We start from the raw sequence: 25,688 nt of genomic DNA on the forward strand, positions 1-25,688 counted from the left end.
GGAACCTGCCGATTTAGGCGTCGGTGGTCTCGATGCCGTCCACCAGCGTGGTCTGCGCCGCCCCTGTGCGCCCGCGCTGGGCGTGGGCTGGGCCGAGCCGCAGCAGCTTGCCGGTCAGGCGACGACGCAGCTCGGCCTTGACCGCGGTCGAGGTGCGCAGCGCGACGGACTCGCGCACGGCCAGCGCGGCGCTGCGGGCGAGCTGCAACACGACGACGCCGGCGACGAGCCAGACGATCGAGCCCGCGTCCCGGCCGGCGAAGATCCGGGACAGGGCCTGGGCGACGAGGACCCCCTGGCCGACGTAGGTGGCGGTGATGGACAGCAACAACAGCACGAGCCCCGCCAGGCGCCACCGGATGGACGGTGACAGGGCCAGCAGTCGGGGGATCACTGCTCCTCCTTGAGCCGCTCGAAGACGAGCTGGGTGCGGCGTACGGCGCGTACGCCGTACACCGCGGAGATGAGAGCGGGGGTGAGGACCTGCTCGGGCGGGCCGCCGGCCACGATGCGGCCGGCGCTCATGACGTACAGGCGGTCGCAGAACGCGGCGGCCTGGTTGAGGTCGTGCAGGACCGCCAGGGTGGCGATGCCGAGCTCACGGACCAGGTGCAGGATCTCCAGCTGGTGGCGGATGTCGAGGTGAGAGGTGGGCTCGTCCAGCAGGAGCAGGCGGGTCCGCTGGGCGAGGGCGCGGGCGAGCAGGACGCGCTGCTTCTCGCCGCCGGACAGGGTGGCGAAGATCCGGCCGGCGGCGCCGGTCAGGCCGACGCGGTCCAGCGCTTGCGCGCACAGCTCCTCGTCGGCGCGAGCGTCGGGCTTGTACGGGGTGCGCCCCATGGAGACGATCTCGGCCACGGTGAAGTCAAGGTCGGGCGGGGTTTCCTGGGCGACGACGGCGGTGCGCCGGGCGGCCTCGCGGGCGGGCAGCCGGTGCACGTCGTCCCCCTCCACGGTGATGAGCCCGGCCGTCGGGCGCAGGGCCCGGTAGACCGCGCGCAGCAGGGTGGACTTGCCGCACCCGTTCGGCCCGACCAGGCCGACGAACTCGCCGTCGTTCACCAGCAGGTCGGCCTCCCGCACGATGGGCGTGCCGTCGATCGCGACGGACACGCCGCGCAGGTCGAGCTTCACTGGACGCTCACCGCCCGGTCCACGGAGCGGCGGCGCAGCAGCCACAGGAAGAACGGCACGCCGAACAGGGCGGTGACGATGCTGAGGGCCAGTTCCTGCGGGGCGTTGACGGTGCGGGCGGCGATGTCCACGAGCTGCAGGAACACGGCGCCGAGCAGGGCGGTGACGGGCAGCACCCGGCGGTGGTCGGCGCCGACGAGCAGCCGGGCGGCGTGTGGCACGATCAGGCCGACGAACGCGATGGCGCCGCTGGTGGCCACCAGCACGCCGACCAGCAGCGAGGTCAGCACGAACAGGCTCAGGCGGAAGCGGTTGACGTTCACGCCGAGCGAGACGGCCGTCTCCTCTCCGGCGGCCAGCGCGTTCAGCGGCCGGTGTTGCAGCAGCAGGTACGTCACCCCGGCGGCCAGCACGACAGCCGGCAGTGGCAGCATGTGCCAGCGGGCGCCGCCGAGGCTGCCCATCAGCCAGAACAGCACCTGCTGGGCGGCCCGCCCGCTCTGCGCCAGTTGCAGCACAAAGCTGTAGGCGGCCTGGAAAAGGTATGCCAGCGCCACCCCGGCCAGCACCAGCCGTGATGCGGTGAGCCGGCCGGACCGCTGGGCCAGCGCGTACACCAGGCCCAGAGCCAGCAGGGAGCCGGCGAAGGCGGCGGCCGACAGCGACAGCCCGCCCAACGCCGAGGCGCCCAGGATCAGCACGAGCACCGCCCCGAACGAGGCTCCGGAGGAGACCCCGAGCAGGAACGGGTCGGCCAGCGGGTTGCGGACCAGCGCCTGCAGCACCGCCCCGACCACCGCCAGCCCGGCCCCGACGAGGAGCGCCAGCAGGGCGCGCGGCAACCGGAACTCCCACACGATCTGTTCCTGCACCGGGGTCCAGGTACGCGGCACCAGGCCGGGCACGAGGTGGTCGGCGACGATGCCCCATGCCTGGGGCAGGGCGACCGGCACGGCGCCGATGCTCACCGCCAGCCAGGTTGAGGCGACCACGGCGGCGATGAGGGCGGCGATGAGCAGGAGGAACCGGCTCAGGGGGCGGCGCTTGAGGGCGAGCCCGGTCCGTGCCGGGCTCTGCCGGGTGCTGCTGGTCACTTGGCGACGGCGTCCGGGTGCAGGAACCTGGCGATGTCGGTGATCGCCAGGATGTTGCGGTAGCCGGGGTGCTGGGCCGCGACCGGAAGGGCGTGGTAGCGCTGCTCCTTGGCGGCCGGGCTGTTCTTGACGATGGCGAAGGCTTCGTCCGCCTTGGCCTTCGAGCTGGGCATGTCCTCGCCGCGCAGCGTGGCGTAGTCGCTGACCAGGACGGCCTCGGGCTGGGAGGCGCTGACCTCCTCGGCGCTGACCTCGGTGTAGTCGCCCTTGACCCCGGCCAGCACATTCTCGCCGCCCGCCAGGGTGATCATCTGGTGGGTGATGCCGGAGCCGCCGTAGGCGTTGACCGGGCCCTTGCCGCCGTCGGTGGCCAGCACCTTGACCGGGGTGCGGCCCTCGACGCGCTTCTTGACGTCGGCGAGCTTGCCCTGAAGTTCGGTGATCAGTTTTTCGGCGCGGTCGGAGACCCCGAAGATCTTGCCGAGGTTGCGCAGGTCGGTGTAGGTGTCGTCGATGGTGAACTGCAGCACTTCCTCGGGGCTGCACCAGCCACCCAGGATGTACACCGGCGAGCCGGCCGCGTCGAGCTCCTCCACGGTGGCGTAGCCGCCGGCGGAGTCGAAGCCGGCCATCGCGTTGTCCAGGACGAAGTCCGCGCCCTGGGAGAGCATGACCTCCTTCTGCGGCAACATGATCGTGTCGGAGATCTCCGGGATCTTGTCGTACTTCTCCTTCTGCCCCGGCATGAACGCGCTCTCGGAGAAGTTCGTCCGCCCGGCGATCCGGTCGCCGAGGTCGAGTGCGAGGAGGGTCTCCAGCGAGGGGTGGTAGCCGGTCACGACCTTGGCGGGCGGCTGGTCGAAGGTGAGGGTGCGGCCGCAGTTCTCGATCGTCACCGGGAAGCCGGGCGCCGCCTGCTTGGCCTCCTGGGCGGTTTCCTGGGTGGAGGGCTGGGAGCAGGCCGTCGTCAGCGTGAGAGCTGTGGCCAGGACGAGCAGTTTTCTGGTGATCCGTCCACCGCCTTCGGTATGGAGCCTGGCATGGGTGCGGGGCGGGCGGCTCATGTGGTGCGTCTCCGGTGGTGAGTGAGAACAAAGGTGACCAAGCACCTCATTTTGCACATCATGCGCAATTACGAGCAAGTCGCATCAAGGTGGCGTACGCCTCGGTACAGGCCAGATCTCGCGCCGAGGTCCCTCTTCGCGACAGGCCCCACCACGGCCGCGGAACATGATCAGCCTGGATCCGGTTCCCGGACCCGGGTACACCGCCGCCGCGCGCCAGCCACGCCTGTGACTGGGCGGGCGTCGCCGGCATGGGGACGTCAGGAACCGCGGGCGGCGTCGTAACGGGCGATCACGTCGTTCCAGTTGATCAGGTTCCAGAGCTTCTCGACGTTGTCCGGGCGCACGTTGCGGTACTGCAGGTAGTAGGAGTGCTCCCAGGCGTCGAAGACGAGCAGCGGGGCGGTGTTCATGCCGACGTTGCCGTGGTGGTCGTAGACCTGCTCGACCACGAGGCGGCGGCCGAGCGGCTCCCACGCGAGCACGCCCCAGCCGGAGCCCTGCACGGTGGCGGTGGCGGTGGTGAGCTGATTCCTGAAGGCGTCGAAGGAGCCGAAGTGCTCGGCGATGGCGTCGCCGAACTCGCCGTCGGGGCGGTCGCCGCCGTCGGGCGAGAGATTCTGCCAGAAGATCGTGTGCAGGACGTGCCCGGACAGGTTGAACGCGAACGTCTTCTCCAGCCCGACCAGCCCGCCGAACTCGCCCTTGTCGCGCGCCAGATGAGCAACTAGCGGTTGTCCCTGGCGGCATGCTGACAGCGATGGCAACCCCTCACTCAGCACCTGGCCGTCAGGGTCCCATCTCGAAGCCGCTGGACGCCATCACCGTCGGCGGCACCGCCAGGTTCTCCAGCGTCGGCCCTGCGCGAGCAAGGGATGGTCCACGGTCGGGCAACCGGCCCAATCGGTGACGACGCCCACCGGGCCGCCGAGCTCGATGAGCTGGTGGTCTCCTTCCGGTCCCGACCCTTGGATGGCGGGCCGTACACCTTCGTGTGGATCGACGCGCTCACCCAGAAGATGCGCTCGGGCGGCCGGGCCGCCCTCAGCCGCTGTGTCAGGCAGGGCGGAGAAGAGCAACCAGGAAGCTCGAGTCGTCCCCGAACGGACGCAGGTCCCAGGAGGACAGCAGCAGGTCGGGTTCGAGCGCGCTGGCTGCCGCATCCGCAAAGAACTCGCTGAACTCGTAGCCGCGGCCGGCGCCGAAGCCGATCGCGGCTCGGCCCTCCTGCGTGAGGTGCGCGCGGAACCGTCTCAGCACCTCACGACGGGTGCTCGGCGCGAGGAACGTCATCACGTTCCCGGCGCAGACGATGGCATCGAACGGCGTGGTGATGCCTTGCGCAGGAAGGTCGAGTTCGGCCAGGTCGCCGACCATCCAGCGCGGCCCGGGGTGGTCCTGCTCGGCGGCCTCGATCAGAACCGGGTCGACATCGACGCCGACGATGTCGTGGCCGGCCTCGGCCAACATGCCGCCGACCCGGCCGGATCCGCAGCCGGCGTCGAGGATGCGGGCGCGGCGCGGCACCATGGCGTCCATGAGGCGGGCCTCCCCGGCGAGGTCGTCACCGGCGCGAGACATGGAACGGAAGCGCTCAATGAACCAGGTGGAGTGACCGGGGTCAGCCGCGACCTTCTGCATCCAGATGCTCTGTTCGACCATGCCTGCATTCTCCCTGAGCGGAGGGGGCCGGCTCTGAGTTGTCTAGCCCTGCGGTGATCAAGACATGAGAACGGAGATCCGGTAGAACGGGTGATCTTCCCAAACCATCCGTCGCCCACTAAATCTCCGTTGAGTGCTGATTCTGTCAGGTCGCAGCTGGCCTGCGCCATCGCTGTGGTCAATCGCCAGGTCCGAACAGCCGCGGGAGTGTTCGCACCCGGCCATCCCCGGCGTAGGGTCGGAGTGGCGCCGCTGAAGGCGCTGTTCGAGTTGCTGGCCGGTCCCTCGGCAGGAGCCGCGCGGTGGCGGGGTCTGCTGGTGTGTTCGCTGTCGGCACCACACTGTCGGTGCCCGACAGCGAAGCCAACCTGGCCCGCTACGGTCATCAGTCCGGTTCGCACGGCGGGTCGGGGTATCCGCTGGTCCGCTTGGTGGCGGTAGTGGCCTGCGGCACCCGCGCGCTGCTGGCTGTGAGGTTCGGGCCGTTCAAGACCAGTGAGACCGGCTACGCGCCCGAGGTGTTCGATTGCCTGCGTCCTGGCACGAGCGGCTCATGCCGTATCTGGCGGGGACGGGCCCGCTCGGCGACATGACCGCTCCCGGCTCCAGCCCCACCAGGATGTACGCGCACGCGATCAGCCGTACGCTCACCGACGGAGTCCGGCCGGGGTCCCCGCCGCGGGGAACACCCCTGCGGATGACGAGTTCAGCCGCGGTGACATCGGGCTCGCCCGCAGGCGGGCGATGCCTCTCGTCAGGGAGTCGCGGTACGGCGACGCGGCCGACGTGCTCGCCGAGGCCGCGGCGCCATCGCCCGGTTGTCGGATCGCCTCTTCGCCGGCTCGGTTCCGCTTCCGGTTCCGGCAAGATGTGTCGGGTGACCGTACGTCCCTCGCGCCGGATCACCGGACTGCTGGCCGTTGCGCTCCTGATGGCGGGCGGATGCCAGCAGGGCGAGGTGCCCTCATCCCCTCAGCCTCCCTCCTCCTCGGTTCCCTCCCCGAGCGCGAGCGCGACCACGGTGAGGAAGGCGCTCGATCCCGTGGTCACCACTCCGGCCACGTGTCCGGCCACGTCCCGCCGCACCGGACAGTTCCGGGTCGGCTCCGCCTCAGGGAGCTGGGAGCTCGTCCACGTCGACCAGACTCCCGGCACCGTCATGAGCTCCGGCACCGCCGCCTCTGACGGCACCCTCTGGGCGTGGCGCCTGGGACCTGGAGGAGCGCGCGAGCCGCACCACTGGAACGGCAGTAGATGGGACGAGCCGGCCGCGGTCCCCGCCTCCGGCAGGCTGCTGGCGCTCGGTGCGGCCTCCGCCGACCGAGCTTGGGTGCTCGCCGACACAGAGGACGGCCACGCCGCCCTCTTGACCTGGGACGGCCGCGCCTGGCACACCGGCCCGCCGGAGCTCGCCGAGCAGCCGGCGCCCGCAGTCGACGCGCAGGGCACCTGGATCATCCTCGGAAGCGTCTCCATGCGCTGGGACGGCGCGGCATGGCAGTCCGTTCCCGTACCTTTCCAAGCCCTGTCCCTGAGCGGCACCGCTGACACCCCATGGATGATCGGCACCCCCGGGGAGGGTTCCGACAGGCCGTCGATCGCCCGGTGGACGGGCCGCGCGTGGCAGCCCGTGCAACTGCCGACGCTGCTGTCGCCCACCGACGCCGCACCGGTCCACGGCGACACCGGACGGACCAACCTGCGGGCGGTCGTGCGGACCGGGCCAGAGGAATGGTGGGTGCTCGGCTCGTTCCAGTGGATGGAGCGCGAGGAGGCCGACTTGGAGGATGTCTTTCTGTCCCGGGCGGTGGCAATGCGCCTGCGGGGAACCAGGTGGACCTGCCTGGTGGCCGCCGAGTCGAAGCCGAAGGCGTTCACGGCGGCGGCTCCCGACGGCGAGGACGGCCTTTGGGCGGCGACCGACACCGGCACGCTCTGGCACCTGTCCGCCACCGGCCGCTGGACCAGCGAACGCCTGCCCACGGGAGAGTACGGGCCGGCGGTCGTGGAGGACCTGGTGATGCGGGATGACACAGGAGACGTCTACGCGTTGGGCGCGGTCGGCGCTCAAGGGGAGCTGGCCGGCCCGCGTGGCGCGCTGTGGCGGCTGCGCTGAACGGCGCTCGGCGTCGTCGCGGCGATGGTGGCGGCGCCGAAGCCAACATCATCCACTGCGTGCACGACAAATACGCCTACGAGCGCGCCGAGATGGCCCTGCACGACTACCCGGTCAAGCGCACCCTCGCCTGCGGCATCGCCGGTCCGTCCGTCGCCGCCGACAGCCTGTCGGCCATAGGACACGCGCGTCAAGGTGATCCGCGACGCGACCGGCCTCGCCGTCGACTACGAGATCGACGGCGACTACCCCGCCTACGGCAACAACGACGACCGGGCCGACGCCCTCGCCGTCGAACTCGTCCGCTCGTTCATGGAGAAGGTCCACCGCCGCGCCGGCGAGCCGTTCGCACCCGGCGCCAACCCGATGAACGGCCGCGACCGCCACGGCATCATCGCCTCCGCCCCGTCCGTCGCCAAACTCCCCTACGACCAGGCCCTCGACGGCATCTCTCTGACCAACACGGTCACCCCCGAGGGTCTCGGCCGCATCCAGGACGAGCGCGTCCGCTACCTGGTGGGCGTGCTGGACGGCTACTTCGATGCCGCCGGGTTCCACATGAACGTCAACGTCCTGACCCGAGCCGTCCTCCTGGACGCCATGGAGCACCCCGACCGCTACCCGCAGCTGACCATCCGCGTCTCCGGATACGCGGTCAACTTCGTCCGCCTGACCCCCGACCAGCAGCGCGACGTACTCAACCGCACCTTCCACGGGTCGATATGAACGGTGCCGTCAGCTCCTGAGACCTGTCGATCGGAGTGGACGGCCCCGGTACCAGGTTCGTCCTGTTCACCGCCGGCTGCCCGCTGCGCTGCCCGTACTGCCAGAACCCGGAGACCTGGCGGATGCGCGACGGCCGCCAGGCCACCACCGACGAGATCATGGCCGAGATCGGCAGATATCAGCGCTTCATCTCCGTCGCCGGCGTGACCATCATTCGACCCGGCCACCTACCGGCGCGTCACCGGCGGGCCGGTCGGGCCCACCCTGCGCTTCGCTCGCCGCCTGGCCGAGCTCGGCCGGCCTACCTGGGTGCGATTCGTGCTGGTGCCAGGGCCCACTGACGCGTACGCCTTGGCCCGCTTCGTGGCGGCACTGGGCAACGTGGAGCGGGTCGACGTCCTGCCCTTCCACCGCCTGGCCACCGCCACGTACGCCGGTCTGGGCCTGCGCTTTCCCTTGGCCGACGTCCCGCCGCCCGATCAGGGGCTGCTCGACCGGGTGCACCGCCAGTTCCGGGACCACGGTGTGGTCTCGATCTGAGGCATCGTGGTCAGACCGGGGTGAGTTCCGATCTCGCCATTCGCCGTCCTGGGCAGCGCATCACGGTCGCGGCATGACGGGGCCTGCGCTGACCGAACGACCACGACCTCTCGGGACTTCCGGCCCTACACCCGGCTTCCGGCCGGAGTTGTGATGGAAATGACCGACATCACCGTCGCCGCACCACACGAGCACCACCCCTCCCGCCCGAGCTGGGACGTCGCCCCGCACGACGGCGTGGCCGAGCCGAGCAGCCGGCCCCACGAGCACGCCGACCACGTCGCCGATGTGCTCGCCGCACCGTGCCCGGCATCGTCCGGGTCGATCAGCTCAGGAGCTCACCATGAGAACCATCGTCGAGAACGTGATGACCAGCGACATCGCCGCCGTCAACCAGAACGCCTCCTTCCACACCGTCGCCGAACTGCTCATCAGCCGACGCGTCAGCGGCGTGCCCGTGCTCGACGACGGCAACCGGGTGCTGGGCGTCATCTCCGAAGCCGACCTGCTGGCCAAGGAGGAGTTCAAGGAGCGCTACTACGGCGACGACTACCGGCCGCCGCTGCGCGCCCGCATCCGGCACAGCGCCGGCAGTGAGGGCAGCGGCTACCGCAAGTCCCTCGGCGAGACCGCCGGCGCGCTGATGACCAGCCCCGCCCACGTCACCACCCCCGACATGCCCGTCGTTTCGGCCGCCCGCCTCATGGACCGCCACGGTGTCAAGCGCCTGCCTGTGGTCGACCCCGACGGCCGCCTGGTCGGCATCGTCAGCCGCCACGACCTGATCAAGGTCTTCCTGCGTTCCGACCAGGACATCGAGCAGCAGGTGCGCGAGGCCGTGCCGGCCGGCGCCGCCGGCCCGCACGTCACGGTGACCGACGCCGTCGTCACCCTGTCCGGGACACTTCCCGAGCACAGCCAGGCCATCACCGCTGTCCGGCTGGCCGAGAACATCGACGGCGTCGTCGCCGTCCACGACGAGCTCGACTGGAAGCACGACGACATCGCCGCCCTGCCCGTGTGGGGCGGCGCGTGACCCGGCGTCGTCAGCCGGTGTGACCTGCTCACAAGGCCCACGTCAAGAGGTGGAAGGTCGTGGTCACCGCCAGGGATGTCAACCGTGACGTGCCCCCCTTCCGGCCGCTACTGGATGGACACCGCAGTGCCGGAGACCTTGACACGGGCATCCCCGGAAATGGCGGTGCACGTCAGGAGGCTGGGCCGCCCCATGTCGACGCCTTGGTGGATGGTGAGGACGGTGCCATCGTCGAGGCGTCCGAGATCACGCAGGTAGCCGGTGAAGGCGGCCGCCGCGGCACCGGTGGCCGGGTCTTCGATGATGCCGCCGGGCGGAAACGGGTCGCGGGCGTGAAAGACGGTGGGAGATTCGGCCCAGAAGAGGTGGACGGTGATCCAGCCCAGCTCCGCCATGATCTTGCCAAGGGCATCGAAGTCGTAGTCGAGGTCGGCCAGGCGGTCCCGGGTGGCCGCGGGCAGCACGAGATGGTCATTGCCGGCGTTGGCCACGTGCGCGGGGTAGGCGGGGTCCATGTCATCGACTGACCAGCCCAGCGTGGCCAGCGCCAGCCGTACCTCCTCCTCGGATGCCGGGCGGGTGGAGGTGGGCGGACTGGTCAGGGTAGCGGTGATCCCACCGGCCGGATCCGCGGCGATCTCCACCGGGACCGGGCCTGCCTGCGTGGTGAGTTCCACGGTTCCGGGGCCGATCCGCTCGCCGAGCGCGACTGAGCTCGCGATCGTCGCATGGCCGCAGAAGGCCACCTCGGCCAGGGGGCTGAAGAACCGGATCCGGTACTTGCGCTCGCCCGTGCACAGCAGGAAGGCCGTCTCCGAGTAGCCGAGTTCGGCGGCGATGGCGAGCATCTCCGCGTCTGACATGTCCCGAGCATCCAGGACCACCCCGGCAGGGTTGCCCCCAGATGGAGAGGTAGTGAAAGCGGCATACTCCAGAACCTGGGTCACTCGGCAATCATGGCGCGGACTATAACCGAGACTGAATCGTCCGACACAGAACTCGTCGTCGACCACCATGCAAACCACTTCGCACCGGATCAATCCAAGGCGATGACAGAATGCGACCATGCAGCCACGCCGAGCGAGATACTTCAACACCACCGGCCCGTGCAGCCCACAGCACCACTACATGCTGCCCCCCACGCAACGGCTCCCCCAGGCGCGCGAGCTCATCGAGATGGACCGCTATTTCGTGCTCCACGCGCCCCGGCAGACCGGCAAGACCACCATGCTGCGCACCCTGGCGTCCGAGCTGACCGCCGAGGGCGACATCGCCGCCCTGATGTTCTCCTGCGAGCGCGCCAAGTCGGCCGGTGACGACTACGCCGCCGCGGAGTCGCTTCTGCTGGATTCCCTCCGCGAGGCCGCCGCGCGGTCGGGATGGCCGAAGAAACTGCTACCGCCGGATTCCTGGCCGCAGGTCACGCCCGGCGCCCGGTTCGGTTCGGCGCTGAGCGAGTGGTGCCGCCGCTGCCCGCGCCGCGTGGTGCTGCTCCTCGACGAGATCGACGCCCTGCAGGGCAACAGCCTGGTCAGCATCCTCAGCCAGCTCCGCCACGGCCACAACGCCCGGCATGAGGGCCAACCGTTCCCTGCGTCCGTGGTGCTGTGCGGGCTGCGCGACCTTCGTGACTACAAGGTCGCCTCGGGCGGCGAAGTCGGCAGGTCGAATCCGGCCAGCCCGTTCAACATCGTCGCCAAGTCGCTGCGCCTGGGCGACTTCACCGCCGACGACATCGCCGAACTCTACGGCCAGCACACTCAGCAGACCGGTCAGGAGTTCACCAAGGACGCGGTGGAGCGGGTGTTCGAGCTGACGCAGGGCCAGCCGTGGCTGGTCAACGCCCTGGCCCATGAGGTCGTCTTCGAGATGGGCGTGGCCGGCGCCGTCACCGCCGGGCAGGTGGAAGACGCCAAGGAGCGGTTGATCCGGGCGCGCGCCACGCATCTGGACTCTGTGATGGCCCGGCTGCACGAGCCGCGGGTCAAGCGGGTGATGGAGCCTGTCGTGGCCGGGGCCTTCCCCCACATCGACCCCACCTTCTCCGACGACCTGTCCTACGTACGCGACCTGGGCCTGATCAAGCAGAAACCCCCGTTGCAAGTGGCGAACCCGATCTACCGGGAGGTCATCCTGCGAGTGCTCGGAGACCCGTCGGAACAGTACGTGATGGCCGATCCGCACAGCTTCGTGCTGCCGGACGGCCGGTTCGACCTGCCGCGGCTGCTGGAGGAGTTCGTCGTGTTCTGGCGCGAGCACGGCGAGGTCCTCATCCGGCAGGAGGGCTACCACGAGGCCGCCTGCCAGATCATCCTCATGGCCTTCCTGCACCGCCTGGTCAACGGCGGAGGCTACCTCGACCGAGAGTACGCGGCCGGCACCAAGCGCCTGGACGTCCTCGTCCGCTGGCCTTACACGAGCCCCGACGGCGAACGCCTGATGCAGCGCGAGGCCATGGAACTGAAGGTGTGGCGAGCAGGCGAGAACGACCCGGCACCCGACGGCCTCGCCCAGCTCGACCGCTACCTGGACCGCCTCACCCTCTCCACCGGCGTGCTGGTGATCTTCGACCGCCGCCCCGAGGCCCCGCCCTGGAAGGAACGCGGCGGCTTCGAGCGGACGACCACGCCCTCCGGCCGCCAGGTCACCGTCCTGCGCGTGTGACGGGTGCCCGAGTTCCGATCAACAGATCCCTGCCTGATTGGCAGGCCTTCTTCATTAGGACCGCTCGCCCGCTACGTCGCGAGCAGCGGCGACGGCTTGTCGAGCAGGCCGTCGAAGGTGAGCGGGCGGTGCGGGCGCCGGCATGGGTTGCCGTCGCTGAGCCAGATGGTCCGCTCGTCCAGATCCATGATCACGGACATGACGGTCGCCGACCGCTCGTCCGGCGCGGCCCGTACGTCCGGGTGGCAGCAGACCGAGTACGGATGGTCGGCATGGTCGCTGAGGGCTTCGCGCAGCGAGTCGACGGTGGCCGGCCGGCCGGTCTCGGCGATGGCGGCCTGGACACGCTGCAGGCGCACCAGGCTGTCGGCCATCGCGTAGAGGGAGACGTCCGTCACCTCCCGGAGCGGTGCCAGGAAGTGGTTGGTGTGGACGAGGCCACCGCCGACCGGCAGCAGGGGATACACCTGGCTGTAGTCGCCGGGGGCGGTCTCCAGGTCGATCGCGGTGCCGTCCTGGTGGGCCAGCAGGTAGTTGGCGGAGGAGGAACGCCAGTGGCGCTGGACCACGTTGACCGCGTCGGTCAGCGTGTGGCAGTCGGCGAGCGCGCGCAGCACCACGTGGTACGGCAGGCCCGGCGCGCCGCGGTCCGCCGAGGTGACCAGCGCGTTGGTGGCGATGGCGAGCCCCGAGGAGTTCAGGCTCGTCTTGGCCAGCAGCCCGGCCTCCACGACGGTGACGTAGTTGGGGGCGTCGTCCTGCTCGACCTCCAGGACGACCACCGTTTCGAAGCTGTGCACGAGCCAGTCCCAGTTCTGCCCGACCATGGTGTGGTGGTCGGCCGTGCGGCTGGGCAGGAGCGCGAAGGAGCTGCACTCGCGGGCGTGCGCGGCCCGCATCGACGCGGCCTGGCGGGCGGTGGCGGCCCACATCACCTCGGTGCGCGCGTTCATGGTGAGGATGTCGGCGAAGGCGAGCTGAGCGCCGTCGGCGATGCCGCGCATCTCCTCCACGTAAGCGGGGAACACCGCCGCGATCGCGGCCTCCAGCGGCGCGGCGGCCGCGACCGCCTGCTCCCAGCTCCAGCCCGCCGCCCGCGCGAAGGCCGCCTCGTAGCCGGCTCTGCTGCGGTGGACGCGGTCGCGGGCGGCGTCTCCGTAGAGGCGGCCGCGCTCGTAGGGGCCGCCGCTCACCCGGATGCGGGGGTATCTCCGTGGTTCGGGCATCGTGCTCTCCATGCTTCGGGCTCTGCTCGGCGCGGAGATCCGTCGGCCGTGTTCTCCGCGCTCGGTGGTCGGCGAGGTGGGTCAGGGCTTCGGGGGCGCGCCCGTCACCCAGTGACCGGCGATCATCGTGGCGTTCGGCGTGGTCGTCGCGAGCTCGGCCGGTCGCAGGTCATTCAGGTTCGTGGTGAAGTGGACCAGATCGGCGTACTTGCCGGGAATGATCGAACCGATGACCCCGTCCAGGCCCAGGGCTTCGGCGGGGAGCAGCGTGTGCATCCGGAGCGCGTCGTCGAAGCCGAGCCGCTCGTCGGCGCCGATCACGGTGCCGGACTCCGTCTGTCGTCCCATGGCCGAGGCGATGGTCCGGATCGGCCGGTAGTTGGAGACGAAGGCGTCGCTGGACAGCACCGTCAGGATCTGCCGGTCCAGCTCCGAGCGCAGGGGCTGCAGCCGGTGCGTGCGGTCACCGAGGGTGGCCAGCAGTTCGTCGCCGCTCTCGGTGAGGAAGTTCGGCTGGTTGACCGGGATGACGCCCAGGTCGGCGATGCGTCCCAGCTGTTGCGGGGTCGGCCCGCCGCAGTGCTCGATGCGGTGCCGGCCGGTGCCGCCGCCGGCTTCGATGGCCCGCAGGGCGTACTCGATGCCCAGGTCGCCCTGGGCGTGGATGCCGACCTGCCAGCCCCGGGCCATCGCGTCGGCCACCAGCTCGCTCAGCTGCCCGGGCTGCCAGAACAGCTGTCCCCGGGTCAGCGCGTCGTTCGAGTAGCCGCCGCTGAACAGGGCGGTGCCGCTGGTGAGCGCGCCGTCGGAGTAGAACTTCATCGCGCCGATCCGGAACCAGTCGTCGCCGATCCCGCTGGACAGCCCCGCCTCGCTCAGCGCCGGGAGGTTGCTCGACAACGGCATGGCCACGACGCGCATCCCGAGCCGGCCGGCGCGCCGCGCGCGCAGGTAGGTGCTCATCTCGCGCCGGGTCACCTGCGGATCGCAGACGGTCGTGATGCCGGCCGCCTGGTAGGCGCGGACGCCCACCTCCAGCGCGTGGTCGAGGTCCTCGGCAGTGGCGTCGAAGTGGAAGTTGGGGCCGTGGCAGCCGATGTCGACGGCCCGGGGGAAGACGAGGTCCAGGGCGGCGTCGACGCAGTAGCCGCGGGCCCGCCCCGTCTCGTCCCGGTCGAAGTAGCCTCCCGTGGGATCGGTCCCGGTCGCGCCGCCGGCCATCGCGAGGGCGACCGAGTTGACCACCGCGCTGTGCCCGGACTTGTGGAAGACGATCACGGGGTGGTGCGGGCTGACCGCGTCCAGGTCCGCGGCCGTGGGCAGGCGGCCCTCCGGATACTTGGCGACGTCCATGCCCGAGCCGCGCACCCACGTCCCGGCCGGCTGGGCGAGGGCCGCCTCCCCCACCGCGCGGGCCAGGTCGGCGATGGAACGGACCGCCGGGTAGCCGGCGTCCACCCCGGACATGGTCTCTCCGGTGGCGAGCAGGTGGTTGTGCGGGTCGACGAAGCCCGGGGTCAGGCAGCCGCCGCCCAGGTCGACGATCTCGTACCGGGCGCCGGGCAGCGCCGCGCGGACCGCCTGCAGCGTGCCGACCGCCGCGATGCGCGAGCCGCGGACGGCCACCGTGTCGGCGGTCCCGGCCGCCACCTCCGGCGACACCACCGAGGCGCCGGTCAGCAGCACCGTCTCGTCATCCATCAGGTCACCTCCTGGTCGAGCAGATGGGCGGCCAGTTCGCCCATCGTGGGGAGCCACACTTCGCCGAGCTCCTCCGCGGTCTCGATCAGCCGGGCCGGCAGCGCCACCCGGGACGGCCGGCCCACGAGCTGCGGGTGGAGCACCATGGTCGTCACGCCGCCGAGGGCGTGGATGGCCCGCAGCTCGTCGGTCCAGATGCGGGCGATCTGGTCGTTGGCCAGGAACTGCCGGTAGTTCGGCGGGCTGTTGGCGAACAGCAGGTGGGGGCCGTCGTCGAGAGCCCAGTGCGTCGGTATCTCGGCGATCGGCCCGTGCTCGCCGCGCACGACGTACGGGTGGACGGCGTCCATGAAGTTGGAGGAGAACGTGCAACCGATCTCGGCGAGGATGTCGCGGGTGTGCTCGGTGACGTCGTACAGCGGCGCCCGGTAGCCGCGCACGGGCGTGCCGCTCACCTGCTCCAGCGTGTCCTTCACGGTACGCAGCAGCGCCGCCTCGGCGGGACGGGAGCGGTCCGGCAGCGGGTTGTGGTCGGTGCCGTGCATGGCGATCTCGTGCCCCTCGGCGACGATCTTCCCGATCGCCCCGGGCGCGTCCGCCGCGACGTCGGAGGGCACGAAGAACGTGGTGCGGATCCCGTGCTCGGTGAGCAGCCCGAGCACGAGGTCCAGCCCTTGGCCGAGGTCGTAGTCGCCCGAGGACAGCACCGCCGGCCGGGCGGCGTTCACCGGGTCCTTGGAGGTCCACATGGTGTGGGCGTCCAGGTCGAAGGTCAGGCACAGCGCGCTGAGCTGGCCGGGAGGGTACGCGGGCGAGCTCCGCTCGGTCATGACTCTCCAGAGAGGTACTGGCGTGCGGAATCGCACAGGATGTCCACGAGCGCTTCCAGCTCGGCGAGCCGGACATGCTCGTCGTCGGTGCCCATCGTGGCCGGGTCGGGCCCGATCACGCAGGCGGGCACACCCGCGTGGCGCCACAGCCGGGCGTCGGTGCAGCCGATCCCGGTGGAGGGGACGGGCCGGTGGCCGGTGCGCCGGGTGACGGCCTCGGTCACGGCCGTGACGATGTCCGCGTCCTCGCCGGTGGAGTTGGCCGGTCCCCGGCCGAGGACCTCGACCCGGCCGCCTGCCTCGCGCGCCAGCTCCTCGACGCGGCCGAGCAGGTCCTGCGGGTCGACCGTCTCGGGCACACGCAGGTCGACGCTGAGCCGGCAGTCGGCCGGGCGCATGTTGACCGCCAGGCCGCCGCGGACGGTGCCCAGGTTGAGCGAGACCTCCCGGACGATGCGGGCGGCGCCGTCGCCCAGCAGCCGGTCCATCGCCTCGTCGCGGGCGGTCGGCGGCGGGTGTGAGGCCGCGAGCCCGTGGTTGACCTCGGCGACGAGGTCGGCCACCCGCCGGGCGAATCCGGCGGCGCGCAGGATCGCGCCCTCCCCGGCGCCGGGGTACGCGGCGTGCATGCTCTGGCCGGGCACGTGCACCATGAGCCAGAGGTAGCCGCGTTCGGCCACCCGTACCAGGCCGAGAGACGACGGCTCGGTGCTGACCAGCGCGTCGCCGAGCAGGTCGGGCCGGCGCTGGAGCAGGCCGCGCGCGCCCATCGGGCCGAAGGTCTCCTCGTCGCACACCAGGACCAGCGAAAGCCGTCCCGGCAGGTCGCCGGCGCTCTCCCGCAGCCGGCGGGCGGCCACGAGGAACGCCGCGACCCCGCCTTTCATGTCGACCGCTCCCCGGCCGTGCACCCGGTCCGCGGCCCGCCGGGGGCGGGACGGCGGGCCGGAGGCGGGGAACGTGTCGAGGTGCCCGTTCCACACCAGGTGCCGGCCGTCCCGGCCGGTGGGCCCGAGCACGTCCACGACGATGTTGCGACGGCGCGCGGCCGGCCGGTCCAGCCGGTGCGGCAGGCCGGCGCGGTCGCAGTACGCGGTCACGACCCCGGCGACGTCGCGCACGTCGCCGGGCGGGTTGGGGCTGGGCGCGGCCAGCAGGTCGAGGACGAGCGTGCCGAGCTCGTCTCGGAGGGTCGCGCCCGCCGCCGTCGGCGGTGCGGTCATCGGGCCGCGCTGATGTCGACGCCCAGGTGGTCGAACACGAAGTCCCGCCACGGCCTGCGGTACGGGGAAGCGTAGATCCGGGCCCGCATCGCGGCCGGGGGCGTGGCGTTGACGTTCTCGAAGAGGGCGACGCGCATGGCGTTGGCGCCGCAGGTCAGGTCCCAGACGAAGTTGAACACCCGGTTCTTGGCCTCCGCGCTGACGCCCGTGCCGGGGAGGAACTCCGCGAGCATCTCCCCGACCGAGCCGTCGGCGAACTGCCGCTCCGAGAAGCGGCTGATCAGGCCCTGGCCGGAGATCTCCCGCAGCAGTTGCAGCATCCGCGGATAGCTCTCGACGGAGTGCAGGCGCCCGGCGGTGACATACCGCTCGGCCGGGACGAGGACGCCGTTGGCGTAGGCGGCGGTGTCCTCGGCGGCGAGCACGTGGGCGCGCAGCCCGGTGGCGTAGGCGCTGATCTCCGACACGGCGTCGCGCACCTGCGGGATGTTCTCCGTGCCCAGCACCTCGACGATCGCCTGGGCGGCGCCCGCGAGGATCTCGGACTTGTAGGACAGCCGGGCCAGGATGTGCCAGAGCGCGAGGGCGCCCAGCTCGTGGTACAGGCCCAGCATCTGCTCGTTGCGGAAGGAGAACACGTGCTCGCGGGGCACGAAGACCCGGTCGAAGACGAGCAGCGAGTCGGGCTCCTCGCCGCGCACGTCCAGCGGGTGCTCGTCGGTGGTGCCCGGCATGATCACCGGTTCCCTGGCCACCATCGTGAGGCCCGGCGCGTTGAGCGGCACGTAGCAGAACAGGTTGGCGTCGGGGTCGGCGCCCGGCGTCAGCAGGGTGACGACGGTGCCGACGTGGGAGTGGACCGCCCCGGAGGCGCACGGCTTGGCACCGTACAGGACCAGCCCGTCCTTGCGCTCCTCGACGCAGCGGAGCCGGCCGGGCTTCTGCGCGGTCGGCACCGACCGGTCCGACTGGACGTCGGCGACGATGTCGGCGCTCATCGCGTTGTTCGCCCGGCCCCAGTCGATGAACGTGTCGATGTTCCGCGCCCACTCCTCGCTGCTGGGGGCAATGCGGTCGGCGACCGAGAGCAGGCCCAGCGCGTTGAACGAGCCGTAGTCCGGCGGCCGCCCGAACACCCCGAAGGTGTGGTAGGTGGACAGCCGGGCGAGCTCGCGCCGGGCGACCAGGTCGTCCTTGGTCCGGGGCACCTGCCAGGCGCGGCTGGCGGGCTTCCCCGTCTCCTCGTCCTGGTAGGTGGCGATCTCGGCCGTCTCGGGCCGGTGCTGCATGTCGTAGAGGGCGGCGACGGTGTCCACGGCGTCCCGGAACTGCGGGTGCGTGGTGACGTCGGACACCCGTGAGCCGTCGGAGGCCAGCACGACGCGGCCGTCGCGCAGGCTCGCCCGGTACTCGTCACCGGTCTTGAGCATGGTCCTCAACCTTCGATGGGGTCGTCGGGGAGACGGTAGAAGTCACGGTCGTAGTAGAGGAGCGGCGCGAGGGCGGGGTCGCCCTCGCGGACCCGCTCCACCCGGGCGAAGAGCACGTCGTGGTCGCCGACGGTCACGACCTGCGAGACGGCGCAGTCGAAGTGGGCGAGCGCGCCGTGCACCGACGGCGCCGGCGGGACGGCGGCGCCGTCGTGCGGGTCCCAGCGCCGGTTCGACGCCGGATGGGGGATGCCGGTCTCCCCCAGTCCCTCGGCCTCCGGGGAGAAGGACTCCAGGAACTTGGGGGCGCCGGGCGCGGCGGCCGCGCGGGCGATGTGGACCTGGTCGGCTGACAGCACCGAGACGCCCACGCGGCCGTGCAGGCGCGCGGCCCGCATGACCGCCGTGTGCGAGAACAGGCAGATCGACACGATCGGCGGGTCGAGGGTCACCGACGAGAAGCTCGACGCGGTGACGCCCCACGGGCGGCCGGACACGAACGAGGTCACGACCACGACGGTGGCGGGAACCCGGCGCAGCACGCTGCGGACGGAGTCACAGAGACTCGCTTCTGCAGTCTGACTGAAACTCATGCAGTGATACTACAGATCGCGTATCCTGAGCGCAATGTCCCCAGCCAGTGCGGCCGGGACCGGAAGCAGCGCTCTCCCTGAACGGAAAGAACGGAATGGAAACCAACCGCCCCGTCGGGCCGGTGCCCGGCACCGAGGTCCCGCGCTATGCCGGGCCCGCCACCTTCGCCCGCCTGCCCCGCACCGACCAGGTCGGCAAGGCCGACCTCGCCGTCATCGGCGCGCCGTTCGACAGCGGCGTCAGCTACCGTCCGGGGGCCCGGTTCGGCCCCTCCCACATCCGTCAGTCCTCCCGGCTGCTGCGGCCCTACAACCCGGCGTTGGACCGTTCCCCGTTCGGGGTCGTGCAGGTCGCCGACGCCGGTGACATGGTCATCAACCCGTTCGACCTCACGGAGGCCGTCGGGCAGATCCAGGAGCAGGCCGGGGCGCTGACCGGTGCGGGCACGCGGCTGGTGACCCTCGGCGGGGACCACACGGTCGCGCTGCCGCTGCTGCGGGACCTGCACCGCCACCACGGCGAGCTGGCGGTGCTGCACTTCGACGCGCACCTGGACACCTGGGACACCTACTTCGGCGCGCCGGTCACCCACGGCACGCCGTTCCGGCGGGCGTCCGAGGAAGGGCTGCTGGACCCCGAGGGCTGCCTGCACGTCGGCATCCGAGGGTCCGTATACGCCAAGGAGGATCTCACCGACGACGCCCGGCTCGGGTTCCAGCAGCTGACCAGCCGCCAGTTCGCCCACGAGCGGCTCGACACGCTGATCGAGGTCATGCTGCGACGGCTCGGCGACCGTCCCGTCTACGTCTCGGTGGACATCGACGTGCTCGATCCGGCGCACGCGCCCGGGACCGGCACCCCGGAGGCCGGCGGCCTGACCAGCCGGGAATTGCTGGAGCTGCTGCGCGCCCTCGACGGGCGCAACGTGGTCGGCGCGGACGTCGTCGAGGTGGCGCCGGCCTACGACCACGCGGAGCTGACCGGCGTCGCGGCAGCCCACGTCACCTACGAGCTGCTGACCGTGATGGCCGGCGGCGGCGGCCACGTCAGCGACACCACTCCGGCCCGCTGACCTCGACGTCACGGCCGGCGTACACGGGTGCGCCGGCCACGAACGTGGCCGCGACCGGCGCGCCGAGCCGGGCTTCGAGCCCTTCCGGCCGCCGGGGGTCGGCGTCGAGCACCGCGAAGTCCGCCGGGGCGCCCGGCCGCAGCGTGCCGGCCTGGCCGGACCCGGGGCGCACCGACGCCGACCCCCGCGTGTACAGGCGCAGCGCCTGCACCGGAGTGAGCCGCTCCTGTTCACCGAGCATCTCCCCCTCCCGGGATCGTCGCGTCACACAGCTCCAGACGCCCTGCCAGGGGTCGGGGCCCGCGCACGGGTAGTCCGAGGAGCCGCCCACCGGGACACCGGCCTCGACGAGGGTCCGGTGCCGGATGAGCTGCCCCATCCGGGCGCGCCCGTAGGTGTCCGCGAGCCGCTCTCCGTGCTCATGGATGTACGAGCCGAACGGCACGACGCCCCAGCCCTGACGCCTGATCGCGGGCACCTGGTCGTCGCGGACGACGCTGCCGTGCTCGATCCGCCCGCTCAGCCCCGCCCGCTCCGACGCGCGCAACAGCACGTCGATCGCCGCGTCGCCGTTGGCGTGCACGGCGAGGAGGAGGCCGAGGGAGGCGGCCAGCCGCAGCTCCCGCGCGACGTCGTCGGCGGTGCGCAGCTGTTGCGGGTCTCCGTCCGGCACGGGCTCGCTCAGCAGGCACGTCCCGCCGTTGAGCGCGCCGTCCACGAACGACTTCAGCCCGATCAGGCGCAGCCGGGGGCCGCCGCGCTCGCCGAGCCGGCGCGCCAGGTCGGGATCACCGACCGGCGCCAGCGCCGAGTAGCGCGGCGAGGCGCCCTCGGCCTGGATCCGTTCGAGCAGGTCCCATCCGGTCTCGCCGCACAGCGCCTCGGTCAGCGCCGTGACGCCGCGGCTCAGGTAGTCGCGCTGGATCCGCCGCAGCGCCGCGAGGCGGTCCTCGAAGCCGGCCAGGGCGACCCGGCCGGGGTGGCGGGCGAGGGCCGGCTCCATGATGTCGAACATCGCCTGCTTGAAGACGCGGCCGGTGGCCAGACCGTCGGACCCGGTCTCCACCCAGCCGTTCGCCGGCACCGCCGCCGCGATCACCGCGCCGGTGTCGTCGGCGAAGCCCATGCGGGCCAGGCCGGCCGTGTTGGCGTACCCCCAGTGGCCGTTCGCGTGCACCACCACCAGGGGGTCGGCCGGGCAGACCCGGTCGAACAGGTGCCGGTCCACCGCGGCGCCGCCGCACCGCTCCTCCAGCCAGCCCACGAGTTTCACCCAGCCGTTGCTGCGGCCCGCCCGGTCCACCGCGGCGGCCACCCGCCGCGGATCGCGCTGGTCCGGCGGTGACAGGCTGACGTGGCACAGCTCGTCGGCGGCGATCGTCGGATGGCAGTGCGCGTCCTCCAGGCCGGGGACGACCCAGCGGCGGCCCAGGTCGACCACGTCGGCGTCCGGCCACGCGCCGGACAGCTCGCCGAACGGGCCGACCGCCGCGACCCTGCCGCCCACCACGGCGAGCGCGTCCGCGGGCCGGCCCGGCCGGCCGGCCTCCGGCAGGACGGCGCGGGCCCGGAAGAGGCTTACCCGCCCGTCGGGATCAGCCATGCGTTGCTCGCAGAGAACCGCAGGCCGACCGTGCCCCCCACGCCGGGGATCCCGGTCGTCTCACCGCCCGTCCGCACGGTCACCTCGCGGCCGGTCTCCGTCGTGACGATCACCCGCTGCTCCGAGCCGAGGTAGACGACGTCGCGGACGGTGCCCCGGCAGGCCGCGCCCTCATCGTCGGCGGGAAGGACCTTGACGTCCTCCGGCCGGAACATCACGCAGTGCTCGTCCCCGGACGGGGCTTCCCGGCCGCCCGGCCAGTCCGGCAGCGGGATCTGGCACTCCGGGGTCGCGAGGGCGGTGGCGCCGTCCCGCTCGACGAGCTTGCCCTCGATCAGGTTGCTGTCGCCGAGGAACTCCGCGACGAACCGCGTCGCAGGCCGGCGGTAGAGCTCGTCGGGCGTACCGACCTGCTCGATCCGGCCCTGGTCGAAGACGACCACGCGGTCCGAGAGCGCCATCGCCTCCTCCTGGTCATGGGTGACGAACAGGAACGTGATCCCGACCTCGCGGTGGACGCGCTTGATCTCCAGCTGCAGCCGCTGGCGCAGCTTCTTGTCGAGGGCGCTCAGGGGCTCGTCCATCAGCAGGATCGGCGGGTCGAAGACGAGCGCCCGGGTCAGGGCGACGCGCTGCTGCTGGCCGCCGGACAGCTCCCGCGGACGGCGCTTCTCGAAACCGGTGAGGTTCACCATCTCCAGGGCGGCGCGCACCCGCTCGCGGATCTGGTCCTTGGGGTACTTCCGTTCGACCAGCGGGAACGCGACGTTGTCCCAGACGGACATGTGCGGGAACAGCGCGTAGTTCTGGAAGACCATCCCGAGGTTGCGCTGATGCGGGGGCAGGTCGGCGATGTTCCGGCCGTGCAGCACGATCTCGCCCGCCGTCGGCGAGATGAAGCCGGCGATCATGTTCAGGGTCGTGGTCTTGCCCGAACCGCTGGGGCCGAGGAAGGTCACGAACTCACCGCGGCGGATCTGGAGATCGACGCCGCTGACGGCCGCCGTGTCGGTGCCGGGGTACTGCTTGGAGACGCCGCGCAGCTCCAGGGCGAGGTCGGTGTCCACTGCAACGGTCATCGCTTTGACCTTCCGTTGGCGCTGTCGGAGAAGAGGAACTTCGTCGAGACGAGGATGAGCACGGTGCTGACCAGGAGGATCAGGGTCGAGGCCGCGGCGATGGTCGGGTTGATGTCCCGCGTCACGCTGGAGTACATCTCGACCGGGAGCGTCCGCAGGCCGGGGCTGACGATGAAGAGCGAGACGACCACCTCGTCGAACGAGGTGACGAACGCGAACAGCCCGCCGGCCAGCATGCCCGGGGCGATCAGCGGCAGCGTCACGCGCAGGAACACCCGGTGCCGGCGGGCGCCCAGCACCTGGGCGGCGCGCTCCAGCTGGCCGTCCACCACCCGCAGCGCGCTGCCCACCGTGATCATCACGTAGGGGACCGCGAGGACGCAGTGCGCGGCGACGAAGCCGGGCACCGTGCCGATCAGCCCCCAGCGCAGGAACATCGCGTAGACCCCGATGCCCAGCACCACGATCGGGACGACCAGCGGGGCGATCCCCACCATCTCCAGCACCCCGCGGCCCCGGAACCGCCCGCGGACCACGGCGAACGCGCCGAGCGTCCCGATCACCACGGAGATGACCATCACCAGGACGCCGATCAGGAGCGAGGACTTGAGCGCGTCGATCCAGACCGGGTTCTCGAAGAACTCCTGGTACCAGCGGAGCGAGTAGCCGGACGGGGGAAAGGTCAGCGTCCGCTCGGAGGCGAAGCTCATCGGGATGACGACGAGCGGCGGCGCCGTCATCCAGATGGCCACGATGGCGGCCATGAGGTAGAGCCAGCGCGGCCGGCTCCTGGTCTCCGTGCTGGTCATTTCTTGTCCACCGTTCCGCCGAAGGCCTGCTGGACGTTGACGACCCGGCTCATGAGGCCGACGAAGACGAGGGTCAGCACGGCGAGCACCACGGCCATGGCGCCGCCGCTGGCCCAGTCGAGCCGCTCGGTGACCTGCCGGACGATCAACTGGGACATCATCGAGTTCTGCGGTGAGCCGAGGATCACCGGCGTGATGTAGAAGCCGAGCGCGAGGATGAAGACCAGGACGCTGCCGGCGAACAGCCCCGGCAGGCTCTGCGGGAAGTACACCCGCCAGAAGGCCCGGACCGGTGTCGCCCCCATCGACTGGGCGGCCAGCAGGTCGGAACGCTCGATCTTCTGAAGGTTGTTGTAGAGCGGCAGCACCATGAAGGGCAGCAGGATCTGCGCCATGCCGATGACCACGCCCGTGGTGTTGCGGATCAGGTGCACCTGTTCGAGCCCGATCGCGGCCAGGACCGCCTTGATCGGTCCCGTGTCCTGCAGGAGCACCAGCCACGCGTACGTACGGACCATGAGGCTGGTCCAGAACGGCAGCAGCACCAGCACGAGCAGCGCCCGGCGCAGCCGCGGACCGGCCAGGGTCATCAGGTAGGCGTACGGGTAGGCGAACAGCAGGCAGGTCACGGTGCAGATGACCGCGACGAAGAACGTGCGGAACAGGATCGTGCGATAGGCGGGCGTGCCGAGGAAGTCCCCGTAGCTCTGCAGGGTCAGCGCGCCGTCCGGGTCGAGAAACGAGCGCCGCACCAGTTCCAGGACCGGGATGGCGAAGAATGCGACGAGCAGGACGAGCAGGGGGATCGCCAGGTGGATCCCCCGGAGTCGCCGGGTCGTCTGCTGGGCGAGCTTCAGCATGCCGTGGTTCCCGCTCCTGTCGTGCTTCGGTCGGCCATGAGACGTCGGATGGGCCGATGACGCGGGTGCCGCCTCTGGACGGCGCCCGCGTTCATCGCGAAGGTGGTGGACGCTCTGGTCAGCCGGACGCCCACTTCGTCCAGTCGGCGCTCACCTTGTCGAAGTTGTCCGCCCACCACTGCTGGTCCATGTAGCGGCCCTGCTCACCCTGGCCGTTCTCGGTGGGGGAGAACTTCCGCGCGGTCTCGTCGAGCTCCGGCTTGGCGTCGGAGTTGACGACTCCGTAGGTGTACTTCTCGACGAACGCCTTCTGGGCGGCCGCCGACGTCATCTCGTTGATCAGGCTCACGCCCTGGTCGACGTTCTTGGACCCCTTCACGATCGAGAGGGAGTCGACGAGCAGCAGGTTGTCCTTCCACACCGGCTCGTACGTGGCGCCCGCGCGGACGGCGTCGAGGGCGCGCCCGCTCCAGGCGATCGACATCACGACCTCCTGGCTCTGCAACTGCTGCACCTGCTGCGCCCCGGTGTCGTAGAAGGCGACGTCGCCGCGGATCGCGTCGAGCTTCTTCAGCGCCCGGGCCGTGTCGAGGGGGTAGAGGTCGTCGAGGGCGACGCCGTCGGCCAGCAGCGCGGCCTCCAGCGCGCCGCCGGCGGCGTAGTTCCACACGCCGCGCTTGCCCGGGTACTTCGCCGTGTCGAAGAAGTCCGCCCACGAGGTCGGCGGGTTGCCGCCGAACTTCGACGAGTCGTACACCAGGACGTAGGACAGGATGTCGAACGGGATGCCGCAGTCGGTGACCGCCTCGGCGGGCAGCTTGGACGTGTCGACCTTGTCCTTGATCTTCTCCAGCATGGTGCCGCACTGCGAGATCGCCCAGAAGGGCTCCAGCGTGATCACGTCCCACTGGGTGTTGCCGGAGTCCACCTGCGCCTTCAGTTTGGCGTAGTCCGTCGGACCATCCGAGAGGGTGCGGACGCCGTTCTTCTCACCCCACGGTTTGACGATGAGGCTCTCCTGCGTCTCCTGGTAGCCGCCGCCCCAGGACACGAAGGTGAGCTGCTTGTCGCCGCCACCGGCACTTGAACCGTCTCCGCCGCCGCACGCTGCCAGGAGCAGCGCGAGCACCGACGTGGCGGCTGCCACCGTGACGGGCCTTCTCGACCAACCCATGATTCTTCCTACTGTTCGTTTGGCGATGGAACGATCCAGGGACGAGTGGTC

26 protein-coding genes and 2 pseudogenes are annotated in these 25,688 nt (G+C 71.1%); 10 read left to right on the forward strand and 18 right to left on the reverse strand.

Annotated features, from left to right (window positions below):
* Positions 1–13: 13 nt before the first annotated feature.
* From AC5L3X_RS31410 to AC5L3X_RS31430, 5 genes are all read right to left on the reverse strand, one after another.
* On the reverse strand, positions 14–394 hold the full coding sequence (locus AC5L3X_RS31410) for a hypothetical protein (protein WP_494861817.1): 381 nt from the start codon (positions 392–394) through the stop codon (positions 14–16).
* Complete coding sequence (locus AC5L3X_RS31415; RefSeq protein WP_494861819.1) at positions 391–1,134, reverse strand: ABC transporter ATP-binding protein; 744 nt, start codon at positions 1,132–1,134, stop codon at positions 391–393. The genes AC5L3X_RS31410 and AC5L3X_RS31415 overlap by 4 nt, the downstream gene beginning before the upstream one ends.
* Positions 1,131–2,228: a FecCD family ABC transporter permease gene (locus tag AC5L3X_RS31420; protein WP_494861821.1), complete on the reverse strand. Its 1,098-nt coding sequence runs from the start codon at positions 2,226–2,228 to the stop codon at positions 1,131–1,133. Before AC5L3X_RS31420 ends, AC5L3X_RS31415 begins: the two co-directional genes overlap by 4 nt.
* A complete protein-coding gene (locus AC5L3X_RS31425; RefSeq protein ID WP_494861823.1) occupies positions 2,225–3,292 on the reverse strand; it encodes an ABC transporter substrate-binding protein in 1,068 nt (355 codons plus the stop codon). The genes AC5L3X_RS31420 and AC5L3X_RS31425 overlap by 4 nt, the downstream gene beginning before the upstream one ends.
* A gap of 260 nt (positions 3,293–3,552) precedes the next feature.
* Positions 3,553–4,059 carry a superoxide dismutase gene (locus tag AC5L3X_RS31430; RefSeq protein WP_494861825.1) on the reverse strand — a complete coding sequence of 169 codons (507 nt, stop codon included), beginning with the start codon at positions 4,057–4,059 and terminating at the stop codon, positions 3,553–3,555.
* 156 nt (positions 4,060–4,215) lie between these two features.
* Between AC5L3X_RS31430 and AC5L3X_RS31435 the strand changes: the two are divergent.
* A pseudogene (locus AC5L3X_RS31435) lies at positions 4,216–4,329 on the forward strand (transposase); the annotation flags it as partial.
* 19 nt (positions 4,330–4,348) lie between these two features.
* Here AC5L3X_RS31435 and AC5L3X_RS31440 read toward each other — a convergent pair.
* Entirely contained in the window at positions 4,349–4,954 is a 606-nt protein-coding gene (locus AC5L3X_RS31440; protein WP_494861827.1) for a class I SAM-dependent methyltransferase, read from the reverse strand.
* A 302-nt stretch (positions 4,955–5,256) separates the two neighbouring features.
* Between AC5L3X_RS31440 and AC5L3X_RS31445 the strand changes: the two genes are divergently transcribed.
* The 7 genes and pseudogenes from AC5L3X_RS31445 (at position 5,257) to AC5L3X_RS31475 (ending at position 9,372) form a co-directional block, all read left to right on the forward strand.
* Entirely contained in the window at positions 5,257–5,547 is a 291-nt protein-coding gene (locus AC5L3X_RS31445; protein ID WP_494861829.1) for a hypothetical protein, read from the forward strand.
* Positions 5,548–5,831: 284 nt separating this feature from the next.
* On the forward strand, positions 5,832–7,070 hold the full coding sequence (locus AC5L3X_RS31450; protein WP_494861831.1) for a hypothetical protein: 1,239 nt from the start codon (positions 5,832–5,834) through the stop codon (positions 7,068–7,070).
* 92 nt (positions 7,071–7,162) lie between these two features.
* Positions 7,163–7,343: pseudogene (locus tag AC5L3X_RS31455) on the forward strand (pyruvate formate lyase family protein); the annotation flags it as partial.
* A gap of 93 nt (positions 7,344–7,436) precedes the next feature.
* Complete coding sequence (locus AC5L3X_RS31460) at positions 7,437–7,796, forward strand: glycine radical domain-containing protein (protein ID WP_494861936.1); 360 nt, start codon at positions 7,437–7,439, stop codon at positions 7,794–7,796.
* Between the two features lie 35 nt (positions 7,797–7,831).
* A complete protein-coding gene (locus tag AC5L3X_RS31465; protein WP_494861833.1) occupies positions 7,832–8,137 on the forward strand; it encodes a 4Fe-4S cluster-binding domain-containing protein in 306 nt (101 codons plus the stop codon).
* Positions 8,115–8,336, forward strand: a complete 222-nt coding sequence (locus tag AC5L3X_RS31470) for a hypothetical protein (RefSeq protein ID WP_494861834.1) — start codon at positions 8,115–8,117, stop codon at positions 8,334–8,336. Before AC5L3X_RS31465 ends, AC5L3X_RS31470 begins: the two co-directional genes overlap by 23 nt.
* A gap of 343 nt (positions 8,337–8,679) precedes the next feature.
* On the forward strand, positions 8,680–9,372 hold the full coding sequence (locus tag AC5L3X_RS31475) for a CBS domain-containing protein (RefSeq protein ID WP_494861835.1): 693 nt from the start codon (positions 8,680–8,682) through the stop codon (positions 9,370–9,372).
* A 107-nt stretch (positions 9,373–9,479) separates the two neighbouring features.
* Here AC5L3X_RS31475 and AC5L3X_RS31480 read toward each other — a convergent pair whose 3' ends face one another.
* The gene (locus tag AC5L3X_RS31480; RefSeq protein ID WP_494861837.1) at positions 9,480–10,388 is read right to left on the reverse strand and encodes a PhzF family phenazine biosynthesis protein; all 909 of its coding nucleotides are present in this window, start codon (positions 10,386–10,388) and stop codon (positions 9,480–9,482) included.
* Between the two features lie 49 nt (positions 10,389–10,437).
* On the opposite strand from AC5L3X_RS31480, the gene AC5L3X_RS31485 reads away from it, so the two are divergent.
* Complete coding sequence (locus tag AC5L3X_RS31485; RefSeq protein WP_494861838.1) at positions 10,438–12,036, forward strand: ATP-binding protein; 1,599 nt, start codon at positions 10,438–10,440, stop codon at positions 12,034–12,036.
* A 71-nt stretch (positions 12,037–12,107) separates the two neighbouring features.
* Here the strand turns inward: AC5L3X_RS31485 and AC5L3X_RS31490 are convergent, their stop codons facing one another.
* From AC5L3X_RS31490 to AC5L3X_RS31515, 6 genes are all read right to left on the reverse strand, one after another.
* Complete coding sequence (locus AC5L3X_RS31490; RefSeq protein ID WP_494861840.1) at positions 12,108–13,262, reverse strand: C45 family autoproteolytic acyltransferase/hydrolase; 1,155 nt, start codon at positions 13,260–13,262, stop codon at positions 12,108–12,110.
* Positions 13,263–13,343: 81 nt separating this feature from the next.
* On the reverse strand, positions 13,344–14,963 hold the full coding sequence (locus tag AC5L3X_RS31495; RefSeq protein ID WP_494861841.1) for an amidohydrolase: 1,620 nt from the start codon (positions 14,961–14,963) through the stop codon (positions 13,344–13,346).
* Positions 14,963–15,793 carry a polysaccharide deacetylase family protein gene (locus AC5L3X_RS31500; RefSeq protein ID WP_494861843.1) on the reverse strand — a complete coding sequence of 277 codons (831 nt, stop codon included), beginning with the start codon at positions 15,791–15,793 and terminating at the stop codon, positions 14,963–14,965. Before AC5L3X_RS31500 ends, AC5L3X_RS31495 begins: the two co-directional genes overlap by 1 nt.
* Positions 15,790–17,016 (reverse strand): M20 family metallopeptidase, encoded by a 1,227-nt coding sequence (locus tag AC5L3X_RS31505; protein WP_494861845.1) that lies wholly within the window; start codon positions 17,014–17,016, stop codon positions 15,790–15,792. Before AC5L3X_RS31505 ends, AC5L3X_RS31500 begins: the two co-directional genes overlap by 4 nt.
* Positions 17,013–18,446, reverse strand: a complete 1,434-nt coding sequence (locus AC5L3X_RS31510) for a 4-hydroxyphenylacetate 3-hydroxylase N-terminal domain-containing protein (protein WP_189127791.1) — start codon at positions 18,444–18,446, stop codon at positions 17,013–17,015. Before AC5L3X_RS31510 ends, AC5L3X_RS31505 begins: the two co-directional genes overlap by 4 nt.
* A gap of 5 nt (positions 18,447–18,451) precedes the next feature.
* Positions 18,452–19,039, reverse strand: a complete 588-nt coding sequence (locus AC5L3X_RS31515; protein ID WP_494861847.1) for a flavin reductase family protein — start codon at positions 19,037–19,039, stop codon at positions 18,452–18,454.
* Between the two features lie 95 nt (positions 19,040–19,134).
* On the opposite strand from AC5L3X_RS31515, the gene speB reads away from it, so the two are divergent.
* Positions 19,135–20,112 carry an agmatinase gene (gene speB, locus AC5L3X_RS31520; protein ID WP_494861849.1) on the forward strand — a complete coding sequence of 326 codons (978 nt, stop codon included), beginning with the start codon at positions 19,135–19,137 and terminating at the stop codon, positions 20,110–20,112.
* Here speB and AC5L3X_RS31525 read toward each other — a convergent pair.
* From AC5L3X_RS31525 to AC5L3X_RS31545, 5 genes are all read right to left on the reverse strand, one after another.
* On the reverse strand, positions 20,087–21,715 hold the full coding sequence (locus tag AC5L3X_RS31525) for an amidohydrolase (RefSeq protein ID WP_494861850.1): 1,629 nt from the start codon (positions 21,713–21,715) through the stop codon (positions 20,087–20,089). The two genes, speB and AC5L3X_RS31525, sit on opposite strands and share 26 nt — an antisense overlap.
* Positions 21,691–22,794, reverse strand: coding sequence for an ABC transporter ATP-binding protein (locus tag AC5L3X_RS31530; protein WP_189127795.1), 1,104 nt, complete (start codon positions 22,792–22,794; stop codon positions 21,691–21,693). The genes AC5L3X_RS31525 and AC5L3X_RS31530 overlap by 25 nt, the downstream gene beginning before the upstream one ends.
* Complete coding sequence (locus AC5L3X_RS31535) at positions 22,791–23,603, reverse strand: ABC transporter permease (RefSeq protein ID WP_494861853.1); 813 nt, start codon at positions 23,601–23,603, stop codon at positions 22,791–22,793. The genes AC5L3X_RS31530 and AC5L3X_RS31535 overlap by 4 nt, the downstream gene beginning before the upstream one ends.
* On the reverse strand, positions 23,600–24,463 hold the full coding sequence (locus AC5L3X_RS31540) for an ABC transporter permease (protein WP_494861855.1): 864 nt from the start codon (positions 24,461–24,463) through the stop codon (positions 23,600–23,602). The genes AC5L3X_RS31535 and AC5L3X_RS31540 overlap by 4 nt, the downstream gene beginning before the upstream one ends.
* A gap of 118 nt (positions 24,464–24,581) precedes the next feature.
* Positions 24,582–25,637, reverse strand: coding sequence for an extracellular solute-binding protein (locus AC5L3X_RS31545; RefSeq protein WP_494861857.1), 1,056 nt, complete (start codon positions 25,635–25,637; stop codon positions 24,582–24,584).
* Positions 25,638–25,688: the final 51 nt, after the last annotated feature.

The organism is Nonomuraea sp. CX421, from assembly GCF_059358955.1.

Bases quoted from the DNA above. Each gene is read 5' to 3' on its own strand.
- AC5L3X_RS31500 (WP_494861843.1), bottom strand. From the start codon at position 15,793: ATGACCGAGCGGAGCTCGCCCGCGTACCCTCCCGGCCAGCTCAGCGCG.
- AC5L3X_RS31515 (WP_494861847.1), bottom strand. From the start codon at position 19,039: ATGAGTTTCAGTCAGACTGCAGAAGCGAGTCTCTGTGACTCCGTCCGC.
- AC5L3X_RS31545 (WP_494861857.1), bottom strand. From the start codon at position 25,637: ATGGGTTGGTCGAGAAGGCCCGTCACGGTGGCAGCCGCCACGTCGGTG.
- AC5L3X_RS31475 (WP_494861835.1), top strand. From the start codon at position 8,680: ATGAGAACCATCGTCGAGAACGTGATGACCAGCGACATCGCCGCCGTC.
- AC5L3X_RS31525 (WP_494861850.1), bottom strand. From the start codon at position 21,715: ATGGCTGATCCCGACGGGCGGGTAAGCCTCTTCCGGGCCCGCGCCGTC.
- AC5L3X_RS31490 (WP_494861840.1), bottom strand. From the start codon at position 13,262: ATGCCCGAACCACGGAGATACCCCCGCATCCGGGTGAGCGGCGGCCCC.
- AC5L3X_RS31460 (WP_494861936.1), top strand. From the start codon at position 7,437: ATGAACGGCCGCGACCGCCACGGCATCATCGCCTCCGCCCCGTCCGTC.
- AC5L3X_RS31440 (WP_494861827.1), bottom strand. From the start codon at position 4,954: ATGGTCGAACAGAGCATCTGGATGCAGAAGGTCGCGGCTGACCCCGGT.
- AC5L3X_RS31535 (WP_494861853.1), bottom strand. From the start codon at position 23,603: ATGACCAGCACGGAGACCAGGAGCCGGCCGCGCTGGCTCTACCTCATG.
- AC5L3X_RS31485 (WP_494861838.1), top strand. From the start codon at position 10,438: ATGCAGCCACGCCGAGCGAGATACTTCAACACCACCGGCCCGTGCAGC.
- AC5L3X_RS31510 (WP_189127791.1), bottom strand. From the start codon at position 18,446: ATGCTCAAGACCGGTGACGAGTACCGGGCGAGCCTGCGCGACGGCCGC.
- AC5L3X_RS31530 (WP_189127795.1), bottom strand. From the start codon at position 22,794: ATGACCGTTGCAGTGGACACCGACCTCGCCCTGGAGCTGCGCGGCGTC.
- AC5L3X_RS31425 (WP_494861823.1), bottom strand. From the start codon at position 3,292: ATGAGCCGCCCGCCCCGCACCCATGCCAGGCTCCATACCGAAGGCGGT.
- AC5L3X_RS31480 (WP_494861837.1), bottom strand. From the start codon at position 10,388: ATGGTGGTCGACGACGAGTTCTGTGTCGGACGATTCAGTCTCGGTTAT.
- AC5L3X_RS31540 (WP_494861855.1), bottom strand. From the start codon at position 24,463: ATGCTGAAGCTCGCCCAGCAGACGACCCGGCGACTCCGGGGGATCCAC.
- AC5L3X_RS31495 (WP_494861841.1), bottom strand. From the start codon at position 14,963: ATGGATGACGAGACGGTGCTGCTGACCGGCGCCTCGGTGGTGTCGCCG.
- AC5L3X_RS31505 (WP_494861845.1), bottom strand. From the start codon at position 17,016: ATGACCGCACCGCCGACGGCGGCGGGCGCGACCCTCCGAGACGAGCTC.
- speB (WP_494861849.1), top strand. From the start codon at position 19,135: ATGGAAACCAACCGCCCCGTCGGGCCGGTGCCCGGCACCGAGGTCCCG.